The 20,614-nt window shown below is 67.5% G+C and carries 20 protein-coding genes; 13 read left to right on the top strand and 7 right to left on the bottom strand.

Features of this window, described 5'->3' with window-relative positions:
• Nucleotides 1–9: 9 nt before the first annotated feature.
• Entirely contained in the window at nucleotides 10–546 is a 537-nt protein-coding gene (gene ppa / locus ACSYS9_RS20105) for an inorganic diphosphatase (protein ID WP_005410935.1), read from the bottom strand.
• 184 nt (nucleotides 547–730) lie between these two features.
• Between ppa and ACSYS9_RS20100 the strand changes: the two genes are divergently transcribed.
• The 4 genes from ACSYS9_RS20100 (at nucleotide 731) to ACSYS9_RS20085 (ending at nucleotide 6,003) form a co-directional block, all read left to right on the top strand.
• A complete protein-coding gene (locus ACSYS9_RS20100) occupies nucleotides 731–1,204 on the top strand; it encodes a hypothetical protein (protein WP_071228161.1) in 474 nt (157 codons plus the stop codon).
• A 72-nt stretch (nucleotides 1,205–1,276) separates the two neighbouring features.
• On the top strand, nucleotides 1,277–1,777 hold the full coding sequence (locus tag ACSYS9_RS20095) for an RNA polymerase sigma factor (RefSeq protein WP_014038389.1): 501 nt from the start codon (nucleotides 1,277–1,279) through the stop codon (nucleotides 1,775–1,777).
• Between the two features lie 104 nt (nucleotides 1,778–1,881).
• A complete protein-coding gene (locus tag ACSYS9_RS20090) occupies nucleotides 1,882–2,814 on the top strand; it encodes a FecR family protein (RefSeq protein ID WP_071228162.1) in 933 nt (310 codons plus the stop codon).
• A 270-nt stretch (nucleotides 2,815–3,084) separates the two neighbouring features.
• The gene (locus ACSYS9_RS20085) at nucleotides 3,085–6,003 is read left to right on the top strand and encodes a TonB-dependent receptor (RefSeq protein ID WP_071228163.1); all 2,919 of its coding nucleotides are present in this window, start codon (nucleotides 3,085–3,087) and stop codon (nucleotides 6,001–6,003) included.
• Nucleotides 6,004–6,099: 96 nt separating this feature from the next.
• Here ACSYS9_RS20085 and ACSYS9_RS20080 read toward each other — a convergent pair whose 3' ends face one another.
• A complete protein-coding gene (locus ACSYS9_RS20080; protein WP_006390068.1) occupies nucleotides 6,100–6,357 on the bottom strand; it encodes a DUF2789 domain-containing protein in 258 nt (85 codons plus the stop codon).
• Nucleotides 6,358–6,463: 106 nt separating this feature from the next.
• On the opposite strand from ACSYS9_RS20080, the gene ACSYS9_RS20075 reads away from it, so the two are divergent.
• The 5 genes from ACSYS9_RS20075 to ACSYS9_RS20055 are packed head-to-tail and all read left to right on the top strand — an operon-like array spanning nucleotide 6,464 to nucleotide 9,416.
• Nucleotides 6,464–7,051 (top strand): biliverdin-producing heme oxygenase, encoded by a 588-nt coding sequence (locus ACSYS9_RS20075; protein WP_071228164.1) that lies wholly within the window; start codon nucleotides 6,464–6,466, stop codon nucleotides 7,049–7,051.
• 31 nt (nucleotides 7,052–7,082) lie between these two features.
• A complete protein-coding gene (locus ACSYS9_RS20070) occupies nucleotides 7,083–7,550 on the top strand; it encodes a YbaN family protein (RefSeq protein ID WP_071228165.1) in 468 nt (155 codons plus the stop codon).
• Complete coding sequence (gene exbB, locus ACSYS9_RS20065) at nucleotides 7,537–8,265, top strand: tonB-system energizer ExbB (protein ID WP_071228166.1); 729 nt, start codon at nucleotides 7,537–7,539, stop codon at nucleotides 8,263–8,265. The genes ACSYS9_RS20070 and exbB overlap by 14 nt, the downstream gene beginning before the upstream one ends.
• Nucleotides 8,266–8,274: 9 nt before the next feature.
• The gene (gene exbD / locus ACSYS9_RS20060) at nucleotides 8,275–8,700 is read left to right on the top strand and encodes a TonB system transport protein ExbD (RefSeq protein ID WP_071228167.1); all 426 of its coding nucleotides are present in this window, start codon (nucleotides 8,275–8,277) and stop codon (nucleotides 8,698–8,700) included.
• A complete protein-coding gene (locus tag ACSYS9_RS20055) occupies nucleotides 8,697–9,416 on the top strand; it encodes an energy transducer TonB (RefSeq protein WP_071228168.1) in 720 nt (239 codons plus the stop codon). Before exbD ends, ACSYS9_RS20055 begins: the two co-directional genes overlap by 4 nt.
• Before the next feature lie 141 nt (nucleotides 9,417–9,557).
• Here ACSYS9_RS20055 and ACSYS9_RS20050 read toward each other — a convergent pair whose 3' ends face one another.
• Nucleotides 9,558–11,585 carry a sodium-translocating pyrophosphatase gene (locus tag ACSYS9_RS20050; RefSeq protein ID WP_071228169.1) on the bottom strand — a complete coding sequence of 676 codons (2,028 nt, stop codon included), beginning with the start codon at nucleotides 11,583–11,585 and terminating at the stop codon, nucleotides 9,558–9,560.
• A 307-nt stretch (nucleotides 11,586–11,892) separates the two neighbouring features.
• Between ACSYS9_RS20050 and ACSYS9_RS20045 the strand changes: the two genes are divergently transcribed.
• Nucleotides 11,893–12,396, top strand: coding sequence for a hypothetical protein (locus ACSYS9_RS20045; protein ID WP_071228170.1), 504 nt, complete (start codon nucleotides 11,893–11,895; stop codon nucleotides 12,394–12,396).
• Nucleotides 12,397–12,561: 165 nt separating this feature from the next.
• On the opposite strand, the gene ACSYS9_RS20040 is transcribed toward ACSYS9_RS20045, so the two are convergent.
• The 3 genes from ACSYS9_RS20040 to ACSYS9_RS20030 all read right to left on the bottom strand — a co-directional run bounded on the left by ACSYS9_RS20040 (nucleotide 12,562) and on the right by ACSYS9_RS20030 (nucleotide 15,328).
• Nucleotides 12,562–12,951, bottom strand: a complete 390-nt coding sequence (locus ACSYS9_RS20040) for a DUF488 domain-containing protein (protein WP_049462878.1) — start codon at nucleotides 12,949–12,951, stop codon at nucleotides 12,562–12,564.
• Nucleotides 12,952–13,071: 120 nt separating this feature from the next.
• On the bottom strand, nucleotides 13,072–13,866 hold the full coding sequence (locus ACSYS9_RS20035) for a hypothetical protein (protein ID WP_032128387.1): 795 nt from the start codon (nucleotides 13,864–13,866) through the stop codon (nucleotides 13,072–13,074).
• Nucleotides 13,867–14,071: 205 nt separating this feature from the next.
• Nucleotides 14,072–15,328, bottom strand: a complete 1,257-nt coding sequence (locus ACSYS9_RS20030) for a 6-phosphofructokinase (protein WP_071228171.1) — start codon at nucleotides 15,326–15,328, stop codon at nucleotides 14,072–14,074.
• Nucleotides 15,329–15,464: 136 nt separating this feature from the next.
• Here ACSYS9_RS20030 and ACSYS9_RS20025 point away from each other — a divergent pair, with 136 nt between their 5' ends.
• The 3 genes from ACSYS9_RS20025 (at nucleotide 15,465) to ACSYS9_RS20015 (ending at nucleotide 18,296) form a co-directional block, all read left to right on the top strand.
• Nucleotides 15,465–16,028: an adenylate kinase gene (locus tag ACSYS9_RS20025; protein WP_032128385.1), complete on the top strand. Its 564-nt coding sequence runs from the start codon at nucleotides 15,465–15,467 to the stop codon at nucleotides 16,026–16,028.
• A 328-nt stretch (nucleotides 16,029–16,356) separates the two neighbouring features.
• The gene (gene mpl, locus ACSYS9_RS20020; RefSeq protein WP_071228172.1) at nucleotides 16,357–17,721 is read left to right on the top strand and encodes a UDP-N-acetylmuramate:L-alanyl-gamma-D-glutamyl-meso-diaminopimelate ligase; all 1,365 of its coding nucleotides are present in this window, start codon (nucleotides 16,357–16,359) and stop codon (nucleotides 17,719–17,721) included.
• Nucleotides 17,718–18,296 carry an LON peptidase substrate-binding domain-containing protein gene (locus ACSYS9_RS20015; protein ID WP_032128383.1) on the top strand — a complete coding sequence of 193 codons (579 nt, stop codon included), beginning with the start codon at nucleotides 17,718–17,720 and terminating at the stop codon, nucleotides 18,294–18,296. The genes mpl and ACSYS9_RS20015 overlap by 4 nt, the downstream gene beginning before the upstream one ends.
• A gap of 312 nt (nucleotides 18,297–18,608) precedes the next feature.
• On the opposite strand, the gene ACSYS9_RS20010 is transcribed toward ACSYS9_RS20015, so the two are convergent.
• Entirely contained in the window at nucleotides 18,609–20,603 is a 1,995-nt protein-coding gene (locus tag ACSYS9_RS20010; RefSeq protein ID WP_071228173.1) for a bifunctional DedA family/phosphatase PAP2 family protein, read from the bottom strand.
• Between the last annotated feature and the right edge of the window lie 11 nt (nucleotides 20,604–20,614).

Raw genomic sequence — 20,614 nt, 5'->3', positions numbered from 1 at the left:
GGTTCAGGCTCAGGCCTTGCTGTCGAGATGGCGCTGGTGCGCCTCGATCAGGATCTGCTTGGCCTCAGCGGCGCCGCCCCAACCGTCCAGCTTGACCCACTTGCCCTTCTCCAGGTCCTTGTAGTGCTCGAAGAAGTGGCCGATGCGCTCCAGCCAGTGGCTGGACACCTGGGCGATGTCTTCGACGTGGGCATAGCCACTGAAGATCTTCGACACCGGCACGGCCAGGATCTTCTCGTCGCTGCCCGCCTCATCGCTCATCTTCAGCACGCCGACCGGACGGCAGCGCACGACCGAGCCCGGCACCAGCGGCAGCGGCAGCACCACCAGCACGTCGGCCGGATCGCCGTCGCCGCACAGGGTGCTCGGCACGTAGCCGTAGTTGCAGGGGTAGCGCATCGGGGTGGACAGGATACGGTCGACGAAGATCGCGCCGGTTTCCTTGTCCACTTCGTACTTCACCGGCTCCGAGTCCTTCGGGATCTCGATGATGACGTTGATTTCTTCCGGCGGGTTCTTGCCGGGCGAGACGAGTTCCAGACCCATGGTCGTGCTCCAGGTGGGGGATATAGACGGATAGCCCCCCATTTTATGCCTTTGCCGGGCGCTGTGCAGAGGGATGGGCCGACGGCGCTGTGGGGCGGGGGCCTACCTGGCAGGCCGGGATTGGCTGATGGGGGCGGCCGGCATGGGAGCGCAGGCTGGACCAATCTTCCCAAGGAGTCTGCCCATGAACGTGTCTGCCCTGCCGTTTGGCCTGACCTGCATGCTGCTGGTTGCGCCTTTGGCCCAGGCGTCCCCTTATGTCGACCTGATCGACTACCCGCACCAGGAGGCCAACTGGGACCGCTTTTTTGCCCTGGAAGGCCGTTTGCAGCATGGCTTCGACGCGATCTGTGGCGACACCTTCTGCGAGGGCGAATACAGCGACATCCGGGCGCTGCGCCTGCGCTGTTCGGTGGATGCGGTGCGGGGAACCATCCATGAGTGCCTGTGGGCATTCGCCGCCAGTGATCTGGAGGTGTCCCGCAACGATGGCGCGATCGTTGCCCGGCAACCGACCTGGCTGTGCCGCCTGCCGCTGGTGGCGGGAACGCCGGTGGAAGCCTTCCATGCCGCGCTCGCCGCGCGCATTCCACTGCATGACCCGCTGCCGGGGACCTCGCAGAGCGTCTATGACGGGCTGACCGGCTGCATCCATTGATGAGAACGTGACTGATTCTCATTAACGGAGTAGCATGCGCGGCGCCTTCCGTCTGTCGTCCCGGTTCCGCGCATGTCCTCCAATGCCGCCTCCCTCACCGAACTGCTGATCCGCGAGCGGCCTGCGTTGCTGCGCCGGGTGCAACGCATCCTGGGGGGCGACAACGGCGCCGAGGACGTGATCCAGGCGGTGTGGTTCAAGGCACGTGGCGTCGATGACAGCCAGGCCATCGACAACCCGCGCGCCTATCTGTACCGGCTGGCCGCCAACCTGGCCACCGACCATGGCCGCGAATCGACCCGGCGCAACCGTCTGCTGGCCGACCACTACCTGTGGGGGCCGGACGAGGTGATCTCGACCGAAGAGCAGGCGATGGCACAGGACGAGCTGCAGCGGGTGCTTGACGCGGCGGGGCACCTGCCGGAGCCGACCCGCACCATCTTCCGGCTCAACCGCCTGCAGGGCCTGACCCAGGCTGAGATCGCACGCCGTCTGGGGGTGTCGGTGACTACCGTCGAGAACCATGTGCGCACGGCGCTGCAACGCCTGGCCTGGGCGCGCAGCGGCCGATGATCGCCCCGCCTTGGGGTTGGCCCTCGCTGAAACGTCTTGATCACTGGACCGCGGATGCGGTCTAGTTCCTCCGCCCGCGCTTGAATGCGCCTGTCCGCCAGCCGATGAGCCCGCCGAACACGCTGCCCGCCGCCAATGACGATGCCCTGGCCGAACAGGCCCGGGGCTGGATCGCGTGGCTGGCCTCGGGTGACATCGGCGAGGGGCGCATGCATGAGTTCGAACGCTGGCTGGCACAGCCGGGGCACCGTCGGGCCTTCGAGCACGAGCGCGCGCTGTGGCGCAGCGTCGGACCACGCCCGCAGGCCCGGCCCGTCGAACGCCGGCGCCCGCGGCGGCTGCGCTGGGCAATGGCCGCTGCAGCTGCGCTGGCGATGCTGGTGGCATGGCCGGAGGCCTGGTTGCGGCTGCAGGCCGACCATCGCAGTACGCATGTCGTGCAGAACGTGCAACTGCCCGATGGCAGTCGAGCCGTGCTGGATGCGGACAGCGCGATCGCCGTGCGGTTTGATGCCGATGCACGCCGGATCGAGCTGTTGCGCGGGCGCGCCTGGTTCGAGGTCAGCCCGGATGCCCAGCGGCGTTTCAGCGTGCGCGCGGGCAATGGCGTGGTCGAGGACATCTCGACCGCGTTCTCCGTCGCACGCGACAACGATCAGGTGGAAACCCAGGTCGGACAGGGCAGGGTGCGCGTGGCCAGCCCGGCCGACGGTGGCTGGACCTACCTGCAGGTGGGACAGCGCGCGGCCTATGGCGAGCGCAGTGGCGTGACGCGTCTGCAGGATGTGGCGGCCGACAGTGTGGGCGCGTGGCGGCAGGGTGAACTGCTGCTGGAGCAGGCCAGCGTCGCCGAGGCCGTGCAATGGGTCGGGCGCTATCGCGCTGGCCCGACCTTCGTGCGTGGCGATCTGTCGCAGCTGCCGGCCGTCAGTGCAGCGTTGCGCATTGATCGCCCGGAGCAGGCGCTGGATGCGTTGGCGGCAACAGCAGGTCTTCGGGTTACTCGTCTTCCATTCGGCGTCGCCATCGTGCAGTAGATCCACGCCATGCGTGGATGATCCGTGCCTCTGTGCCGACCAACGGTCGGCACCCACCACTGCAAGCAGCCGACCAACGGTTGGCACCCACCGCGGCAACCAGCCGACCCACGGTCGGCACCTGTCGCGGCCGCAAATCGCTCTTGGGGTTGCCGCGCTTTCATCCGTCTTACTCCGCGAACGTACCCGCCGCCGCCAGTACGTCGCCGTGTCCGCCCGTGTTGCGGATGTCGCCGCGCCCGCGGCACCGATTACCTGACAGGTTCCCCCATGTTCGATCTCCATCGTCCGGGCCGCATGCCGCGCCCGTCCCGCCTGTGCATCGCCCTGCTGGCGGCCGGCCTGGCCAGCGCCGCGCCCTCCGTACTCGCGCAGGATGCCAGCGGTGACCACGCTGCCGTGCAGCGCTTCGATATCCCCGCGCAGCCACTGGACGAGGCGCTGCGCAGCTACATGCGCCAGTCCGGCGTGCAGGTCGTGTACCCGGCCACCCTGGCCCGGGGTGTGACCTCGCGTGCGGTCAGCGGCAGCCTGTCGGCCAGCGAGGCTTTGCAGCACCTGCTGCAGGGCAGTGGCTTGGCGGTGCGCCGGGTCAGTGCCGATGCGGTGACCTTGGAAGCGGCAGCGTCGGCGCAGGCCGACAGCGGTGTGATCGTCACCGATACGCTGAGCGTGGCCGGCGACCGTATCGACAGCGGCGCAACCAGCGACGAGGCGCGCCTGCTCGACGGCTATCGCAGCGTCGGCTCCACCACCACGCTCAACCGCACGCACCTGGAGCGATTCCGCGGTACGTCCAACGGCGACATCGTCAAGGGCGTGGCTGGCGTCACCGCCGGTGATCCGCGCGTGGGCAACGGCTTCGACGTCAACATCCGTGGCATCCAGGGCCAGGGCCGTGTGCCGGTGATCATCGACGGTGGCCAGTCCAGCATGGATACCTACCGTGGTTATGCCGGCCAGTCGCAGCGCACCTACCTCGACCCGGACCTGATCTCCAGCCTGACCATCACCAAGGGCCCGAGCCTGCAGGCCAATGCCTCCGGTGGCATCGGCGGCGTGGTCGAGATGGAGACGCTGAAGATCGGTGACGTGCTGCGCGAAGGCCGGGACTTCGGCGTGCGCGTGCGTGGCGGCCTGGCCAACAACAGCGCCAACAACCTGCCGTCCTACAGCGCCGCGCCGCGCACCGACCGCAGCGCCACCGGTAGCCAGTTCTTCAACGTGGCCGCTGCGGGACACTGGGATCGCTTCGATCTGGTTGCCGCCTACGCCTACCGCGACAACGGCAACTACTTCTCCGGCAAGCATGGCTACGATGACTTCCCGCAGACCCGGCGCACGCTGGCGCCGCTGAATCCGCCGCGTACCGAGGTCTTCAATACCTCGGCGCGCTCGAAGTCGGCGCTGCTCAAGGGCACCTGGCGCATCGACGATGCACAGACCCTGGAAGCGGGCTACCGCCGCTACGAGGGCACCGCCGGCGAGATCATGGCCTCGCAGATCATCCGTGTGGATCGTGACCGCATTCCGCAATGGGACCCGGGCCACGTCGACATGGACAGCTACACCCTGCGCTATCGCTTCAACCCGGACAGCGAGCTGGTCGACCTGCGCGTCAACGCCACGTACACCGATACCGACAGCGTGATGTACAACAGCCTGACCGGCATCACCCCCTGGTACTTCGATCGCCGCACCGAGTGGTACGACGCGCCCAGCTTCAGTGGCGACCCCGGTTACAAGGATGCCTACCGCAATCCGCTGCGGCAGAAGCGCTTCGGCCTGGATGCCAGCAACACCTCGAAGTTCGATACCAACGCCGGTGCATTCACCCTCGACTACGGCCTGTCCTACAGCGATGAGGACATTGCACCGGGCAGTTCGGGGCCGGTCATGCACGATGACCTGATCAACAACCGCTTCCTGCGCAACGCCGAGCGCAAGGAATACAGTGCCGTGGCCTCGCTGAAGTGGCAGCCCGATGAGCATTGGGAACTGCTGGCCGGCGGCCGCTGGAACCGCGTGGATGTGCATGACCGCAACCGCCTGGCCACGCCCGATGCCTACGAGGTGCAGGGCCAGTACCGCTACACCGAGTTGCTCAATGGCAACCCGGCGCTGCCGTCGTGGCGGGCCAAGCGCATCGCGCTGCTGAACTGGTATCCGGATGCCAACGGCAACTTCACCCAGGAATCGCTGCTGGCTTCACCGTACAAGAAGGGTACGGTGGGCGACATCGGTGGCTGGAACTTCTACGACGCCGGCAAGGCGCAGGACCTGGAGGTGCCGGTCAGCTGGACCTGGTCGCAACCGATCCGCCGTCGTGACACCGCGTTCTCGCCGACCGCCAGCGTGGCCTACCGCTTCAGCGAAGACACCATGGTCTACGTGAAGTACGCCGAAGGCACCAAGCTGCCGAGCCTGTTCGAGACCACGCTGGGCCTGTTCACCGCCGCCAAGCCGGTGGGCGAGCTGAAGCCGGAGCGTGCGCGCAGCTGGGAGATCGGTGCCAGCACCATCCGCTATGACCTGTTCACCGCCGGCGACCGCCTGGCGCTGAAGCTGGCGTACTTCGATACCCGCATCGACGACCTGATCACCCGTGACTACCGCACGCTGTCGGCAGGCCTGATCCGCAACGTCGACCAGTTCAAGGTCTCGGGCATGGAGTTCCAGTCCAGCTATGACAGCGGCAAGGTATTTGCTGATCTGTCCGCGCACTATTACTTCAAGGCCAAGACCTGCGCACCGGACATCGCCGCCGAGCGCCGTGCCTATGGTGCACAGCGCAGGAACGATGAACTGGCCAACACGCCCAACTGCGTGGACGGCGGCTTCGAGGGCTCGTACACCAATACCCAGAACCCGCCGCGCTACATGGTCAACCTGACCCTGGGCTCGCGCCTGTTCGACGAGCGCCTGACCTTCGGTACCCGCGTGGTCCACAACGCCGGCCCGATCAGCAAGCTGGACAAGGACTGGAACGTGGGCCTGTCGGCGATCCAGCAGCTGTACCGGCCGACCACCCTGGTCGACCTGTTCGCCAGCTGGAGCTTCAACGACCAGCTGTCGGTGGAGGCGGGCGTGGACAACGTCACCGACCGCTACTACCTGGATCCGCTGGCGCTGGGCGTGATGCCGGCCCCGGGCCGCACCGCGCGCCTGGCGTTGACCTGGAAGTACTGATCGTCGGGGTCGGATCCCTTTCCTGCAGAAAGGGCTCTGACCCCAGCGGGAGACAACGGTAGCGCCGGGCCATGCCCGGCGCCTTCCTCCAGCCAGTTACAGCCCGGTCGCCGCCTTCACGGCATCTTCGTGCAGCGACTCGTTCAGCTCATCCACCACCGTGGTCCATGCCGCATCGGCCTGCAGCGACTCGGACAGGAACTGGCGCTGGGCATCGTTCCAGTACGGTGCTTCGACCACTTCCACATCGGTGGCCAGCTGGTGTTCGCGGATGAAGCGGGCGATGCCCTCGGCGCTGGCATCCAGGCCCAGCTGCAGGAACAGGTTGGTCATGCGCGGTTCGGTGGTGATCATCGTCGGTTCCTGCGGGAAGAAGGGATACGCCATTATCGGTGCACATGGCCTTGGGGAAAGCCCCATGGCGAACGTCTACAGCAGGACGACCCCCTTGGCATTCCCCATGAACGCACACATCGCCCCTGAAGACAGCCGCAGCCTGCGGCTCAAGGCCGCCACCCGCGACAGCCATGGCGCGCTGGACAAGCGCATCATGGCCGGCGACATCTTCGCCGACCGCAGCAACTTCGCCCGTTTCCTGCGCGTGCAGTATCGCTTCCACCGCAGTATCGATGCGCTGTATGCCAACCCTGCGCTGGATGCACTGCTGCCGGACCTGGGCGAGCGCCGCCGCCTGACCCAGGTGGCGCGCGACCTGCAGGATCTGGGGCAGACCCTGCCGGGGGCCGACATCGCGGCGTTGCCTTCCGATCTGGACCTACCCGCCGCATTGGGGTGGCTGTATGTGGCCGAAGGCTCCAATCTCGGCGGCACCATTCTGTACAAGATGGCTGCCAAGCTCGGCTTGGACCGCGATTTTGGTGCCCGCCACCTGGCCGCACACCCGGATGGCGCGGCGCGCCACTGGCGTGAATTCACCGCAGCGCTGGATGCGGTGCCGCTGAGCGCCGAGCAGGAGCAGCAGGTGATCGATGCTGCGGACGCCGCCTTCCGCAGCGTGCACGGCCACGTCGAAGTGGAATTCGCCTGATGCACGCCTCCCGCCTATCGGCGCAACGCTGATGCGCTGGCTCTGGTTCGCGCTGGGCTGGCTGATGGTCGGCCTCGGGGTGATCGGCGCGCTGCTGCCGGTGATGCCGACCACCATCTTCCTGATCCTGGCCGTGGGCTGCTTCGCGCGCAGTTCGCCGAGGTTCGAGCAACGCCTGCTGGCGCACCCGCGCTACGGCCCGTCACTGCGGCTGTGGCGCGAGCAGGGCGCGGTGTCGCGCAAGGGCAAGGCGTTTGCCAGCGCCGGCATGGCGGTGGGCTTCGCGCTGTTCTGCTGGGGCGCACATCCGTCCTGGCGGCTGCTGCTGGGCGTGGGCCTGTTCTTCGCGGTCAGCGCCGGCTACGTGCTCAGTCGGCCCGCACCGCGGCTGGAGCCCAACCCGGTCGTGGAAGTGGACGACGCCAATGATCCGCGCACGACACGCCGCCGTGCAGCGACCCCTGATGCTGATGGAAAACGAGACGATGCTGCCTGCTGACCTGGCCCCCGTGGCTGCCCCTGCACTGACGCCCTGGGGCATGTATCTGGCCGCCGACGTGGTGGTGAAGACAGTGATGATCGCGCTCGCGCTGGCGTCGCTGGCCACCTGGACCGTGCTGCTGGCCAAGGGCTGGGAACTGGCCCGGCAGGCACGGCAGCTGCGCGCAGCGCGTGCGCTGCTGCTGCAGGCGCCGAGCCTGCCCGGCGGGAGCGTGGAGGCCAGCCTGCAGCAGGGCACCGCGCTCGCCATGCTGGACGCAGCGCGCACCGAACTGCGCCTGTCGCAGGAACTGGATAGCCGCGACGGCATCAAGGAGCGCGTGGCCTCGCGCCTGGACCGCATTGAACTGGAAACCGCGCGCGTGCAGCGACGCGGCATCGGCGTGCTCGCCAGCATCGGCGCGGTGGCGCCGTTCGTCGGCCTGTTCGGTACGGTGTGGGGCATCATGAACAGTTTCATCGGCATCGCCCAGAGCAACACCACCAACCTGGCGGTGGTTGCGCCCGGCATCGCCGAGGCTCTGCTGGCGACCGCGCTGGGTCTGGTCGCAGCGATTCCCGCCGTGCTGGTCTACAACCACTTCAGCCGTGTGCTGGCCGGCCTGCGGGGTCTGCTCGGCGATCTGTCCGCGGCTGTGCAGCAACTGGTCTCACGCGATCTCGATCGTGCCGTTCCGCGTACCGCAGCGGCGCCGCTGCGTGCGGTGCACTGAGGCGCGACGATGGCGATCAGGACCGCGTCCGACCGTGACGATGCGCCGGAAGAAGCGCATGAGATCAATGTCACGCCCTTCATCGACGTGATGCTGGTGCTGCTGATCATCTTCATGGTGGCCGCACCGCTGGCCACCGTGTCGGTGCCGGTGCAGCTGCCGGCCAGCAGCGCCAGCGCCACGCCGCCGGAACAGGCACCGGTGTATGTGACCGTGCAGGCCGATCTGTCGCTGCGCGTTGGTGAACAGGCCGTAGCGCGCGACGGGCTGGCGGCTGCATTGCAGGCGGCCACTCACAGTGACACCACGCAGCGCATCTTCCTGCGTGCCGATACCCGTGTGCCCTATGGCGAACTGATGGCCACGCTGGATGCGCTGCGCGCGGCCGGCTACCTGAAGGTGGCACTGGTCGGCCTGGAGCAGGGCGCACGATGAGTGGACTGCGGCGCTGGGCGACCAGCCTGGCGATCGTGCTGCTGGTGCATGCGCTGTTGATCGGCGCGGCCTGCTGGTGGGCGGCCCGTGCGCCGGCGCTGACGGCTGCGGTTCCGCCTGCGGCGCTGATGCTGGAACTGGCGCCGATGGCACAGGCACCGCCGGTGCCGCCGCGCGAGGTCGCGACCGGGCCGCTGCAGCAGCAACAACAGCGGCAGGCGCCGACGCCGGCCCTGCGTGAACAACCCAAGGCGCCGGTGCAGCCGCAGGGTGACCTGCCACCGCCGCGTACACCGGAGCCGACGCCGTCGCCGGACACCGCTGACGCCAACGTCGCGCAGACCAGCGCACCGCCGCAGGTGGCGGCTGATGCGGCTACACGCTACACCGCACCGCAGACCACGGCGGGTGAGCGCAGTCGTGCCGAGGCGACCTGGGAAGGACGCCTGCTCGGGCACCTGCAGAAACACCGCCGCTATCCGCGCCAGGCCGAGCGGCTGCGCCAGCAGGGTGTGGTCTACGTGCGCTTTGCGGTTGCCCGCGATGGCGCGGTCTCGGGGTTGAAACTGGGCCGCAGCAGTGGCTTCGCGCTGCTCGACCAGGAGACGCTGGACACCGTGCAGCGGGCCAGCCCGGTACCGGCGCCGCCGGCCGAAGTGGCCGGCGACCCGGTGGAAGTGATGGTGCCGGTGTCGTTCTTCCTGCGCGGGCGGTGACCGCTTTGGTAGACCCGGCCCCATGCTCGACTGCTCTGCTCTTGCTGCCCTTGTAGAGTCGAGCTTGCTCGACTGCTCCTGCGGTGCGGGCCAGAAGCAGTCGAGCAAGCTCGACTCTACGGGTTTGCGCAAGGCGTGGATCTACAGCAGGGGCACCAGCAGCAGTGCCACGATGTTGATGATCTTGATCAGCGGATTGATCGCCGGGCCGGCGGTGTCCTTGTAGGGATCGCCGACGGTATCGCCGGTCACCGCAGCCTTGTGCGCCTCGCTGCCCTTGCCGCCGAAGTGGCCATCTTCGATGTACTTCTTGGCGTTGTCCCAGGCGCCACCGCCGGTGGTCATCGAAATGGCCACGAACAGGCCGGTCACGATCGTGCCGATCAGCAGGCCGCCCAGTGCGCGCGGCCCCAGCAGCAGGCCGACCACCACCGGCACCGCCACCGGCAGCAGCGAGGGCACGATCATTTCGCGGATCGCCGAGCGGGTCAGCATGTCCACCGCCTTGTCGTACTGCGGCTTGCCGGTGCCCTGCATGATGCCGGGGATCTCGCGGAACTGGCGGCGCACTTCTTCCACCACCGCACCGGCGGCGCGGCCGACCGCTTCCATCGCCATCGCACCGAACAGGTAGGGAATCAGGCCGCCGATCAGCAGGCCGATGATCACCGTGTGGTCGCTGAGGTCGAAGCGGAATTCCTGCCCCGGATGTGCTGCCTGCAGGTTATGGGTGTAGTCGGCGAACAGCACCAGTGCCGCCAGTGCCGCAGAGCCGATCGCATAACCCTTGGTCACTGCCTTGGTGGTGTTGCCCACCGCATCCAGCGGATCGGTGATGTCGCGGATCTCCGAGGGCAGCTCGGCCATCTCGGCGATGCCACCGGCGTTGTCGGTGATCGGTCCATAGGCATCGAGGGCGACGATCATGCCGGCCATCGACAGCATCGCGGTGGCGGCGATGGCGATGCCGTACAGGCCCCCAAGCGCGAACGCGCCCCAGATTGCCGCACACACCGCCACCACCGGTAGCGCGGTGGACTTCATGGAAATGCCAAGGCCGGCGATGATGTTGGTGCCATGCCCAGTGGTCGAGGCCTGTGCCACGTGCTGCACCGGCTTGTACTGGGTGCCGGTGTAGTACTCGGTGATCCACACGATCAGGCCGGTCAGCACCAGCCCGATCAACGCGCAGCCATACAGCGCCATCGGCCCATGCACGTTGTCACTCATCAACCCGGTGGTGATCGGGTAGAACGCGATCGCAGCCAGCACGCCCGAGACGATCACGCCCTTGTACAGCGCGCCCATGATCGAACCGCCCGGCTTCACCTTGACGAACAGCGCGCCGATGATCGAGGCGATGATCGACACGCCGCCCAGCACCAGCGGATACAACACCGCATTGGCGCCGGCCTCGGCCAGCATCAGGCTGCCCAGCAGCATGGTGGCGATGACGGTGACCGCATACGTCTCGAACAGGTCGGCGGCCATGCCGGCGCAGTCGCCGACGTTGTCACCGACGTTGTCGGCGATCACCGCCGGGTTGCGCGGGTCGTCCTCGGGAATGCCGGCTTCGACCTTGCCAACCAGGTCGGCACCGACGTCCGCGCCCTTGGTGAAGATGCCGCCGCCCAGGCGCGCGAAGATCGAGATCAGCGAGGAGCCGAAGGCCAGGCCGACCAGGGCATGCAGCGCCTGTTCCATCGGCAGGCCCATGCGCAGCAGCAGCGCGTAGTAACCGGCCACGCCCAGCAGGCCCAGACCGACCACCAGCATGCCGGTGATCGCACCGCCGCGGAAGGCGACGTCCATCGCCGCGCTGATGCCGTGGCGGGCAGCTTCGGCGGTGCGCACGTTGGCGCGTACCGACACGTTCATGCCGATATAGCCGGCCGCGCCGGACAGCACCGCACCGACCGCGAATCCAATCGCGGTGTACCAGCTGAGGAAGATGCCGACCAGCACGAACAGCACCACACCGGCCACGCCGATGGTCAGGTACTGGCGGTTGAGGTAGGCACGCGCACCTTCCTGGATCGCGGTGGCGATCGCGATCATGCGTTCATTGCCGGTGGGTTGGCGCAGGATCCAGCGCGCCGAGACGATTCCGAACAGGATCGCGAGAATGGCGCAGCCCAGCGCCAATGACAGCCCGTGACGTTCCAGCATTAGACCCCTCCGCAGAATGGATGTAGGCATCCAGTGGCGATGAACGGCACCACGAGGGGGACGACGGGCTGCAGCCTGGAACCAACCCGTACCGACCTTGGTGGTCGTCCGACGTATGGCGGTGTTCAGCATTCCCTGGTGCCCGCAGTATGCGTGCCGCCACCTGTAGAGTCGAGCTTGCTCGACTGGTTTTTACGAGCCCCGCCGCATGCCGCCAGTCCATGGGCATGATTCGAAAGCCACAGGCCTTTGCACCCCGTTAAGCCAGTCTCTGCAAGCCTGCGCACAGTCCCGTAGGAGATCCCCCATGCGCCTGTCCTTGTTGATGCTTGCCGCCCTGGCCCCGGCCCTGCCGGCACTCGCCGCGGAAACCCCGGAACTGCAGCGTGCCGTGGGCGCGCCCCAGGCGGTGGGCGCGGTGCATACCCTGCGCCAGATTCCCGAGGCCTGTGCGCGCCTGGAAGGTGCGTTCACCGGCGACGCCGCTGCGCCGTACCGCTTCTCCGCCGTGCGTACCAGCGAGCAGTGCCAGCCGCGCGCGCGTTTCGTCGATTACACCAAGGCACAGCCGAGTACCGACAAGGGCTGGAAGCTCAATGATGTGATCCGCGTGCCCAGCGCCGCCTGCCCGGCACAGCAGGCCGTGGTGCGCGTGTGGCGCCTGCCGTCGAGCAACAAGGTCGAGCTGGACGGGCAGGGCCAGTCGCGCATCTATCTGGAAGAGGCCAAGAAGCAGGCCGCCGCCGGCCAGATCCCGCAGGTGACGATGTTCGCCGCGCAGCTGCAGATGGAAGGCAAGGCCTGCAATTGAGGCCGTCCAGCAGCGCGCATCCACGCACGGCGTGGATCTACTGACGTTCCCGGCGCTGCGCATCCACGCATGGCGTGGATCTACTTCGCTGCGCATCGGTAGTGCCGGGCCATGCCCGGCGGGCAACCTGGTAGTGCCGGCCGCTGGCCGGCAACCCTGCAATCATCACTCCGCCAGCGTCGCCCCGCGCGCCACCAGCAGCTCTCGCAGGGCCCTGCGATGGCAATGCGCTTCATCCTCGCAGTAGCATCCCACGCTGATGTCGCTGTGCTGTGACATCGCGGCCAGAAGATCCAGCGCGTGGGCCGCGTCCGGCGCCTTCATCTCGGCCTTGTAGTGGCGGAAGAACGCATTCCAGTCGGCCGCGGTTTTCGCTTCGTGCGCCCGCTTTACCAGTTCCGCGCTGGGTGACAGGGTCGGGAACCAGACGTCGTACCAGTCCTGTGTCGCGAATTCGCTGCGTGGTACGCCGCGCGGTGGTCGCCGCACGGTACCGATACGCAGCCCTTCGCCAGGGTGGCGCGGCGTACCCAGTCGAACAACACGCAGTGCCATGATGACCTCCGGACGGGGTATCCATCATCCTGCGATGCACGTGCGCCAGGTGTGAACCGCTGTGGAAACGAAAAGGCCCGGGCGCCTGCGCACCCGGGCCTTTTCCCATGCTGGCAGCGATCAGTTGCCGCGGCAGTCCTTCAACCACAACACACGACCAATCTGGTCGTAGCTGTCGACCACGCCGGTCAGCGTCACCTTCTCGCGCGGGCGCAGGGCCAGCGCATACGCGGCCTGATTGGCTGCAAACGAGCAGGAAATGGCCACGCGCTCAAAGTCGATGCTGCCATCGCTGGGCAGGTCGAAGCTGGTGTTGTAGGTGCCGCCACTGCGCAGCACGGAGGTGATGCGACCGGTGATGGCGTAGGTCTTGCCCTTGTAGCGCGGCTCGACCGCGGCCGGGTTGTCCTTGTTCTGGTTGCGCAGCTGGAAGCCGAAGCGGTCGGCGGCAATCGTCACCACCGACGCCTGCGGAGTGGCCTTGGCCGCCTGTTCGCCAGCCTTGCCCGGCTTGATCTGGTTGAGCAGCTTGCACATTTCTTCGCGCACGCCGTCGGCCGAGGCAATGGCGCCCTTGTTGACCTTCACCACCATGCCGACGGTGCCCTGGCCGCCTTCGGAGGTGGCACTGATGATCATCGGAATCGGCTTGTGGGCCATGGATTCCGGCTCTTCGATCAGCATCGAGCCGCCTTCCACGTCCTCGCTGAGGACGTCCATGTTGGCGTTCTTGGCGATCACCCGCATCTGGCCGATGGCACTGGCCACGGTCAGGTCCGGATGGGTGACCGATGAGGTGAAGGTCGTGCCGACGAAGGGATTGCCCTTCTTCTGGAAGTTGCTTTCGCAGGTCGCAGCGAAGGCCGGCGCGGCGGCACCGGACAGCAGCGCGGCGATCAGGATCGGGTGCTTCATGGTTACAGTCCTTGTGAAATGGCAGCACAGGCCCGGGCCTTGAAGGCCGGGCAGCGTCGAATCTGGCTTGCGGCGGCCCCTTTGCCCCGGGCCGGAGCCCGATTGTGGGGTGCTTCGGCGGCCGCCGCAATGTGCCCTGCGCTCCGCACAGGGCTCAGCACAGAGGGGCGTATGCGACTTAATCCCCTCCGTCCCCTTTTTTGGCTCAGCCCTCGAAGGCCGGCAGCTTCTGCTTCACGGCCACGTTCTTCAGCGTCACGTACTTCGGCAGGCCGTCGGTGCCGTACGGCAGCGGGGCTTCGCCCTTGATCAGCGGCGACAGGTAGGCCCGCGCCTTGGCGGTGATGCCGAAGCCGTCGCGGCGGATGAAGCCGGCCGGCATCTTCTTCTCGTGGTTGGCGATCTTCGACAGCGGCGCCGCTTCGATCTTCCAGCGATAGGGCGCATCGCTGCTGCGCACGATCACCGGCATCACACCGTTCTGGCCCTTCAGCGCCAGCTGCACGGCGGCCTTGCCGACCGCCTGCGCCTGCTCCCAGTCGGTCTTGCTGGCCAGGTGGCGGGCCGAGCGCTGCAGGTAGTCGGGCAGCGCCCAGTGCACCTTCAGGCCCAGCTGGTCCTTGACCCGGCCGGCCAGGTGCGCCGCCACGCCGCCCAGCTGCGAGTGACCGAACGAGTCCTTGCCGCCGCCCGCGTCGGCGACGAAGCGGCCATCGGCGGTGGCGATGCCTTCCGACGCCACCACCACGCAGTAGCCGACGCGCTCGACCACCGCCTTGACCTTGGCCAGGAACGCCGCTTCGTCATAGGCGCGTTCGGGCAGCAGGATGATGTGCGGCGCTTCGACATCGCCGTTGCCGGCCAGACCGGCGGCCGCAGCCAGCCAGCCGGCGTGGCGGCCCATGGCCTCGTAGATGAAGACACGGGTGGAGGTCTCGGCCATTGCTGCCACGTCCAGCGCCGCCTCGCGCACCGACACGGCGGTGTACTTGGCCGCCGAGCCGAAGCCCGGACAGGTATCGGTCACCGCCAGATCGTTGTCGATGGTCTTGGGCACGCCGATGCAGGTCAGGTCGTAGCCGGAGGCCTTGGCCAGCTGCGAGACCTTCAGCGCGGTGTCGGCCGAGTCGTTGCCGCCGTTGTAGAGGAACCAGCGCACGTCGTGCGCGCGCAGCACTTCCAGCAGGCGGTCGTAGCGGGCACGGTCGGCGTCCAGCGATTTCAGCTTGACCCGGCACGAACCGAAGGCGCCGCCCGGGGTGTGGGCGAGGGCGCGGATGGCCGCAGCACTCTCCTTGCTGGTGTCGATCAGTTCCTCGCGCAGCGCGCCGAGGATGCCGTTGCGGGCGGCCAGGACCTTGATGCCCTTGGCCCGGGCCTGCTCGATCACCGCCGCTGCCGTGGCGTTGATGACCGCGGTGACACCGCCGGACTGGGCGTAGAGGAGAGTACCGTTGCGCATGCTTCTACCTGCTCGGGCGAGGGGACATTGCAGGGACATTACCCGGATGCGGTAAAGTGGCGCTATTGCGGTGCAGCGATACCGGTCCGTCCGGGACGCGAACCTTCTTTGTTTTCAACACGTTGGAGTCAGGTCAATGCGATTGGTTCTGTTGGGACCGCCCGGTTCGGGCAAGGGGACACAGGCGACGCGCCTGAAGGAAAAGCTGGGGATCGCCCACATTTCGACCGGTGACATGCTGCGCGCGGAAATCGCCGCGGGCACGGAGCTGGGCAAGCAGGCCAAGACGGTGATGGATGCCGGCAACCTGGTGTCGGACGACATCCTGCTGGGCATGCTGGAGTCGCGCCTGACCCAGGCCGATGTCGCCAAGGGCTTCATCCTCGATGGCTACCCGCGCAATGTGGCCCAGGCCAATGCGATGGACGGCCTGCTGGCCAAGATCGGCCAGCCGCTGGATGCCGTGGTGCAGCTGGACGTGGCCACCGAGCTGCTGGTCGAGCGCATCGCCGGTCGTGCCAAGGAACAGGGCCGCGCCGATGACACGCCGGAAGCGGTGCGCCAGCGCCTGCAGGTCTACAACGACCAGACCGCCCCGGTGGTCGACTTCTACGCCGGCCGTGGCACCCTGGCCCGCGTCGACGGCGTCGGTGAGCTGGACGAGATCGAAGCCCGCATCCTGGCGGCGATCAAGGGTTGATCCTGCAGGGCCGGTGCACTGCCGGTCCTTCGGGCGCAAAAAGCACAGGCCTGGTCCGCGAGGACCAGGCCTGTGTCGTTTGATAGGCGCCAGCAGAGGGCTTGCTCAGGGCCCCGCAGCATGAGCTCCCTTGGGGATGGCCTCTTGGGGAGTAGGACCGGTTCGGGTACTGCGGCTGGCAGTTCGAATTGTGTCCGGGTTCACAGAACATCGCTATCGGGATTTCCCTGACAGATGATTGGAGTTTTCTCACATCCTGTGTAGGACTTGTCTTACCCCGGATCGGACATTGGCCCTATACAGCCGTCATCGGTCACAATCCTCGGTCATGAGCAGCGTACATATCCTTGCAATCGCCGGCACCTTCATGGGCGGCGTGGCCGCCCTGGCGCGGGAACTGGGCCATACGGTCAGCGGCAGCGACCAGGCCATCTATCCGCCGATGTCGACCCAGCTCGAACAGCTGGGCATCACCCTGGACCAGGGTTACCGCGCCGACAGCGTGCCGGCCGGCACCGACGAGGTGGTGATCGGCAACGCGCTCTCGCGCGGCAACCCGGCCGTGGAGGCCGTGCTCGACGCCGGCCAGCGCTACATCTCCGGCGCCCAGTGGCTGTCCGAACAGGTGCTGCCGGGCCGCGACACCCTGGCCGTGGCCGGTACCCACGGCAAGACCACTACCACCACCATCCTCACCTGGCTGCTGGAAAGCGCCGGTCGTTCACCCGGTTTCCTGATCGGCGGCGTCGCCGAGGATTTCGGCGTCTCCGCCCGCCTGGGGCAGGGCCGCGAATTCGTGGTCGAGGCCGACGAGTACGACACCGCCTTCTTCGACAAGCGCAGCAAGTTCGTGCACTACCGGCCGCTGGTGGCCATCCTCAACAACCTTGAATACGACCACGCCGATATCTTCCCCGACGTGGCCGCGATCCAGCGCCAGTTCCACCATCTGGTGCGCACGGTGCCGGCGCGTGGCCGACTGATCGTCAACGGCGAGGATCAGCAACTGGCCGAAGTGCTGGCGATGGGCTGCTGGACGCCGGTCGAACGCTTCGGATTCGATCCGTCGCTGGAATGGCATGCCGAGCTGCTGGCCGCCGATGGCAGCGCGTTTCGCGTGCATCACCGCGGGCAGGCAATGGGCGACGTGCAGTGGTCGTTGCTGGGCCGCCACAACGTGCTCAACGGCCTGGCTGCGCTGGCCGCCGCGCATGCAGTGGGCGTGGCGCCGGCCGAGGTGATTCCGGCGCTGGCGCGCTTCCGCAGCGTCAAGCGCCGCATGGAAGTGATCGGCCAGCATGACGGCATCACCATTTACGACGACTTCGCCCATCACCCGACCGCGATCGCCACCACATTGGAAGGCCTGCGTGCCAAGGTGGGTGATGCGCGCATCGTGGTCGCGATGGAGCCGCGCAGCAATTCGATGCGACTGGGCGCACACGCGCAGGCGCTGGCTCCGTCGCTGGCGCTGGCCGATGAAGTGGTGTTCCTGCATCGCCCGGAACTGGCCTGGGATGCCGCTGCGGTGATCGCCGCGGTGCGTGGCGAAGCGCACGCGGTGCCCGATACCGACGCGTTGCTGGCGCAATTGCAGGCCAGCGCGCGCAGTGGTGACCACGTGGTGTTCATGTCCAATGGTGGCTTCGACGGCGCGCCGCGCCGTTTCCTGGCCGCGCTGCAGGCCCGATGAGCGTCGACGGTTCGCTGCCGCTGTTTCCGCTGCACACCACGCTGGTGCCGGGTGCGGCGGTGGGCCTGCGTGTATTCGAGCGGCGCTACCTGGACCTGGTCCGCGACAGCGGCCGCAGTGGTGAGGGGTTTGGTGTCTGTCTGATCCTCGATGGCGAGGAAGTCGGCGCACCAGCGACGCCGGCCGCCTATGGCGTGCAGGTACGCATCGAAGACTTCGATGTCGGCGCCGACGGCGTGCTGCAGTTGCGCCTGCGTGGTACCCGCCGCTTCCATGTCGAGCGCACCCGCGTACGCGACAACGGTCTGGTGGTAGCCGACGTGCGTTGGTGCGACGAAGATCCGGACGATGAGCTACGGCCGCAGCATGCGCTGCTGGCCACGGTGCTGGGGCACATCATCGAACAGGCCGGCGAGGCCTATGCGCCGGCCAACCCGGCGTTGCTGGACCAGGCCAGCTGGGTCGGCTGGCGGCTGGCCGAACTGCTGCCACTGAGCGAGCAGCAGCGCCTGCAGCTGCTGCAGATGGATGACCCGCACCAGCGGTTGCAGCAATTGCTGGGCTGGATGCCGTAACCGGAAAACGCCAACCAAGGTTGGCCACTACCAAGGCGCAGCGGAACCGGGAAACGCCAACCAGGGTTGGCGACAGCCAGAGCGCGCCGGAACCGGGAAACGCCAACCAGGGTTGGCGACAGCCAGAGCGCACCGGAACCGGTAGCTGCCAACCTTGGTTGGCGACGGCCAGAGCGCGGCGGAACCGGTAGATGCCAACCTTGGTTGGCGACGGCCAGAGCGCGCCGGAACCGGTAGATGCCAACCTTGGTTGGCAGCCTTCACCCGAAGCGCCAACCAAGGTTGGCGACTACCAGAGAAGCACCGGCTCGATCACGGCATGGTCTTCAACCGCAACACCGGCAGCCCGGTTTCGCTGTGCACATCCTCCCGCTGCGGCAGGTCCTGCACGGCGTCCTTCACCGCGTTCAGCGCCGGGTCGACACCCCGCAGCGGGTGCCACATGCCGATCCATTCGAAGTGGCGCTCGTAACGCAGGGTCTGTGCACTGCCCAGCCACAGCGGCGTGTTGCCCGGCTGCAGCTGCGCGGGTGCCGGCCACAGGCGCAGCACATAGCGCTCATCCGGCTTCGCGCCCTGGCGCACCATCAGCAAGGCTTCCACGCGGGTGTCCAGCGTTGCCGGCAATACCGGCAGCTCATCGGCGCCGGTGTTCTTGTCCAGCATCAGCAGCGCCTGCTGCCAGCCGGCCTGCTCCTGCCGCTTCCAGCCGCGGGCTTCCAGCTGCGCCTGCAGCGGCGCCAGCGGGCCCGCCACCTGCACGTCCAGCGGCCAGCGCTGGTCGTCGTCGAACTCGTTGCGGCGCGCCGGCAGCGTGGCCCAGTCGTGCTGCCACCAGGCTTGCGCATCCATCGCCTGCGGTGCCGGCAGGGTCGGCTCGAACCGCTCCAGCTTCACCGGAATGTGGCGCGGCGCGTACCACATCGCCGCCATGGCGAAGACGCCGTAGAACAGCCAGGCCACCGGCTTCACCCAGAACGAGCGGTTGAAGCGGCGGCGATAGGCGATGCCCAGCACCAGCAGCCAGAACGTGCCGAACAGCATGCCGCCGATCACATCGCTCAGCCAATGCGCGCCCAGGTACAGGCGCGAGAAGCCGATCAGGCTGACCACGATGCCCGACACCAGGTACGGCCAGACGCGGGTGCGACCGGGCATCTCGCGGGCGATCAGCACCGCGAAGAAACCGAAGGTGATGGTGGCCATGGTCACCGACACCGACGGGAAGCCAAAGCCGCTGCTGGCATCGACCGGGCGCACCACATCCACGGTGGCGCCGAGCAGCATGGTCAGGGCCAGGCCGAAGGCAAGCGCGGCCAGCCAGTGCGCGGCTGCCATCCAGCGCCGGCGCCAGATCAGATAGCCCATCGCCGCCGCGGTGGCCGGCAGCAGTACCTGCCAGGCGCCCAGCGATGCCAGCGCGGCCATCGGGTAGTCGGCCAGCGGATTGCGCAGCGCCAGCATGGCCTGGTGCACCAGCAGGTCGATCGCCAGCGGCTCGCCGTGTGCGACCACCACGGTCAGTAACGCGAACCAGCCCCAGCCCAGTACCAGCAGCATCAACGCCAGCATCGCCAGCGGCACCGATTCGCGGCGCTTGGGATCAAGCACGCCGACGGTGTAGCGACCCAGCGTTGGGTGGCGGTTGGACCAGTCCAGCAGGCGTGCCAGCCAGTTGTCCATGCGCGCGGCCGACCAGCGATAGCCGTACAGCACGATGGCCCAGACCAGGCCGAGGATCACCGCCAGCAGGCCGACCACCACCACCAGACGCCCGGCCACCGCCGCGACTGCGTCGTAAGCTTCGCCAAGAATCCAGCCCGGCGCCAGGAACAGTACGGCCCAGGAGATGCTGGCGATGCCGCTGGCCTGCACGTAGCGGCTGGCCGGCATCTTCATCATGCCGGCGATGGCCGGCACGAACGGGCGGATCGCGCCCACGTAGCGTGCGATCAGGATGCTTTTGAAGGCGTTGCGGCGGAACAGGTTCTCGCCGCGGTCGAGCAGCTGCGGGTAGCGGCTGAACGGCCAGATGCCGCGCAGGCGGTCGCCCCAGCGTCGGCCGATCCAGTAACTGATACCGTCGCCGGCAAATGCGCCCAGGGCTGCAGCCGCCACCGCGTACGGCCCGGAGATCTGGCCCAGGCCGATGAACACGCCCACCGCGAACAGCAACGGCAGCGCCGGCACGATGGCGCCAAGAATGATCACCGCATCGCAGAAGGCGATGAGGAAGATAACGGCACCCGCCAGCACGGGGTGAGCGGCAATCCACGCGAGCGTGGCGTCGATCCATGAAGAGTCCATTGCCCGATTAT

Origin of the sequence: Stenotrophomonas sp. STK17_22 (assembly GCF_051983905.1) — a bacterium.
GTDB lineage: Bacteria > Pseudomonadota > Gammaproteobacteria > Xanthomonadales > Xanthomonadaceae > Stenotrophomonas > Stenotrophomonas maltophilia_A.
This window is presented reverse-complemented; position numbering and strand designations above follow the sequence as displayed.

Bases quoted from the DNA above. Each gene is read 5' to 3' on its own strand.
- ACSYS9_RS20030 (WP_071228171.1), bottom strand. From the start codon at position 15,328: ATGCGCAACGGTACTCTCCTCTACGCCCAGTCCGGCGGTGTCACCGCG.
- ACSYS9_RS20100 (WP_071228161.1), top strand. From the start codon at position 731: ATGAACGTGTCTGCCCTGCCGTTTGGCCTGACCTGCATGCTGCTGGTT.
- ACSYS9_RS20040 (WP_049462878.1), bottom strand. From the start codon at position 12,951: ATGGCACTGCGTGTTGTTCGACTGGGTACGCCGCGCCACCCTGGCGAA.
- ppa (WP_005410935.1), bottom strand. From the start codon at position 546: ATGGGTCTGGAACTCGTCTCGCCCGGCAAGAACCCGCCGGAAGAAATC.
- mpl (WP_071228172.1), top strand. From the start codon at position 16,357: ATGAGCAGCGTACATATCCTTGCAATCGCCGGCACCTTCATGGGCGGC.
- ACSYS9_RS20050 (WP_071228169.1), bottom strand. From the start codon at position 11,585: ATGCTGGAACGTCACGGGCTGTCATTGGCGCTGGGCTGCGCCATTCTC.
- ACSYS9_RS20090 (WP_071228162.1), top strand. From the start codon at position 1,882: ATGAGCCCGCCGAACACGCTGCCCGCCGCCAATGACGATGCCCTGGCC.
- ACSYS9_RS20035 (WP_032128387.1), bottom strand. From the start codon at position 13,866: ATGAAGCACCCGATCCTGATCGCCGCGCTGCTGTCCGGTGCCGCCGCG.
- ACSYS9_RS20085 (WP_071228163.1), top strand. From the start codon at position 3,085: ATGTTCGATCTCCATCGTCCGGGCCGCATGCCGCGCCCGTCCCGCCTG.
- ACSYS9_RS20095 (WP_014038389.1), top strand. From the start codon at position 1,277: ATGTCCTCCAATGCCGCCTCCCTCACCGAACTGCTGATCCGCGAGCGG.
- ACSYS9_RS20070 (WP_071228165.1), top strand. From the start codon at position 7,083: ATGCGCTGGCTCTGGTTCGCGCTGGGCTGGCTGATGGTCGGCCTCGGG.
- ACSYS9_RS20045 (WP_071228170.1), top strand. From the start codon at position 11,893: ATGCGCCTGTCCTTGTTGATGCTTGCCGCCCTGGCCCCGGCCCTGCCG.
- ACSYS9_RS20080 (WP_006390068.1), bottom strand. From the start codon at position 6,357: ATGATCACCACCGAACCGCGCATGACCAACCTGTTCCTGCAGCTGGGC.
- ACSYS9_RS20015 (WP_032128383.1), top strand. From the start codon at position 17,718: ATGAGCGTCGACGGTTCGCTGCCGCTGTTTCCGCTGCACACCACGCTG.
- ACSYS9_RS20055 (WP_071228168.1), top strand. From the start codon at position 8,697: ATGAGTGGACTGCGGCGCTGGGCGACCAGCCTGGCGATCGTGCTGCTG.
- ACSYS9_RS20010 (WP_071228173.1), bottom strand. From the start codon at position 20,603: ATGGACTCTTCATGGATCGACGCCACGCTCGCGTGGATTGCCGCTCAC.
- ACSYS9_RS20025 (WP_032128385.1), top strand. From the start codon at position 15,465: ATGCGATTGGTTCTGTTGGGACCGCCCGGTTCGGGCAAGGGGACACAG.
- exbB (WP_071228166.1), top strand. From the start codon at position 7,537: ATGCTGCCTGCTGACCTGGCCCCCGTGGCTGCCCCTGCACTGACGCCC.
- ACSYS9_RS20075 (WP_071228164.1), top strand. From the start codon at position 6,464: ATGAACGCACACATCGCCCCTGAAGACAGCCGCAGCCTGCGGCTCAAG.
- exbD (WP_071228167.1), top strand. From the start codon at position 8,275: ATGGCGATCAGGACCGCGTCCGACCGTGACGATGCGCCGGAAGAAGCG.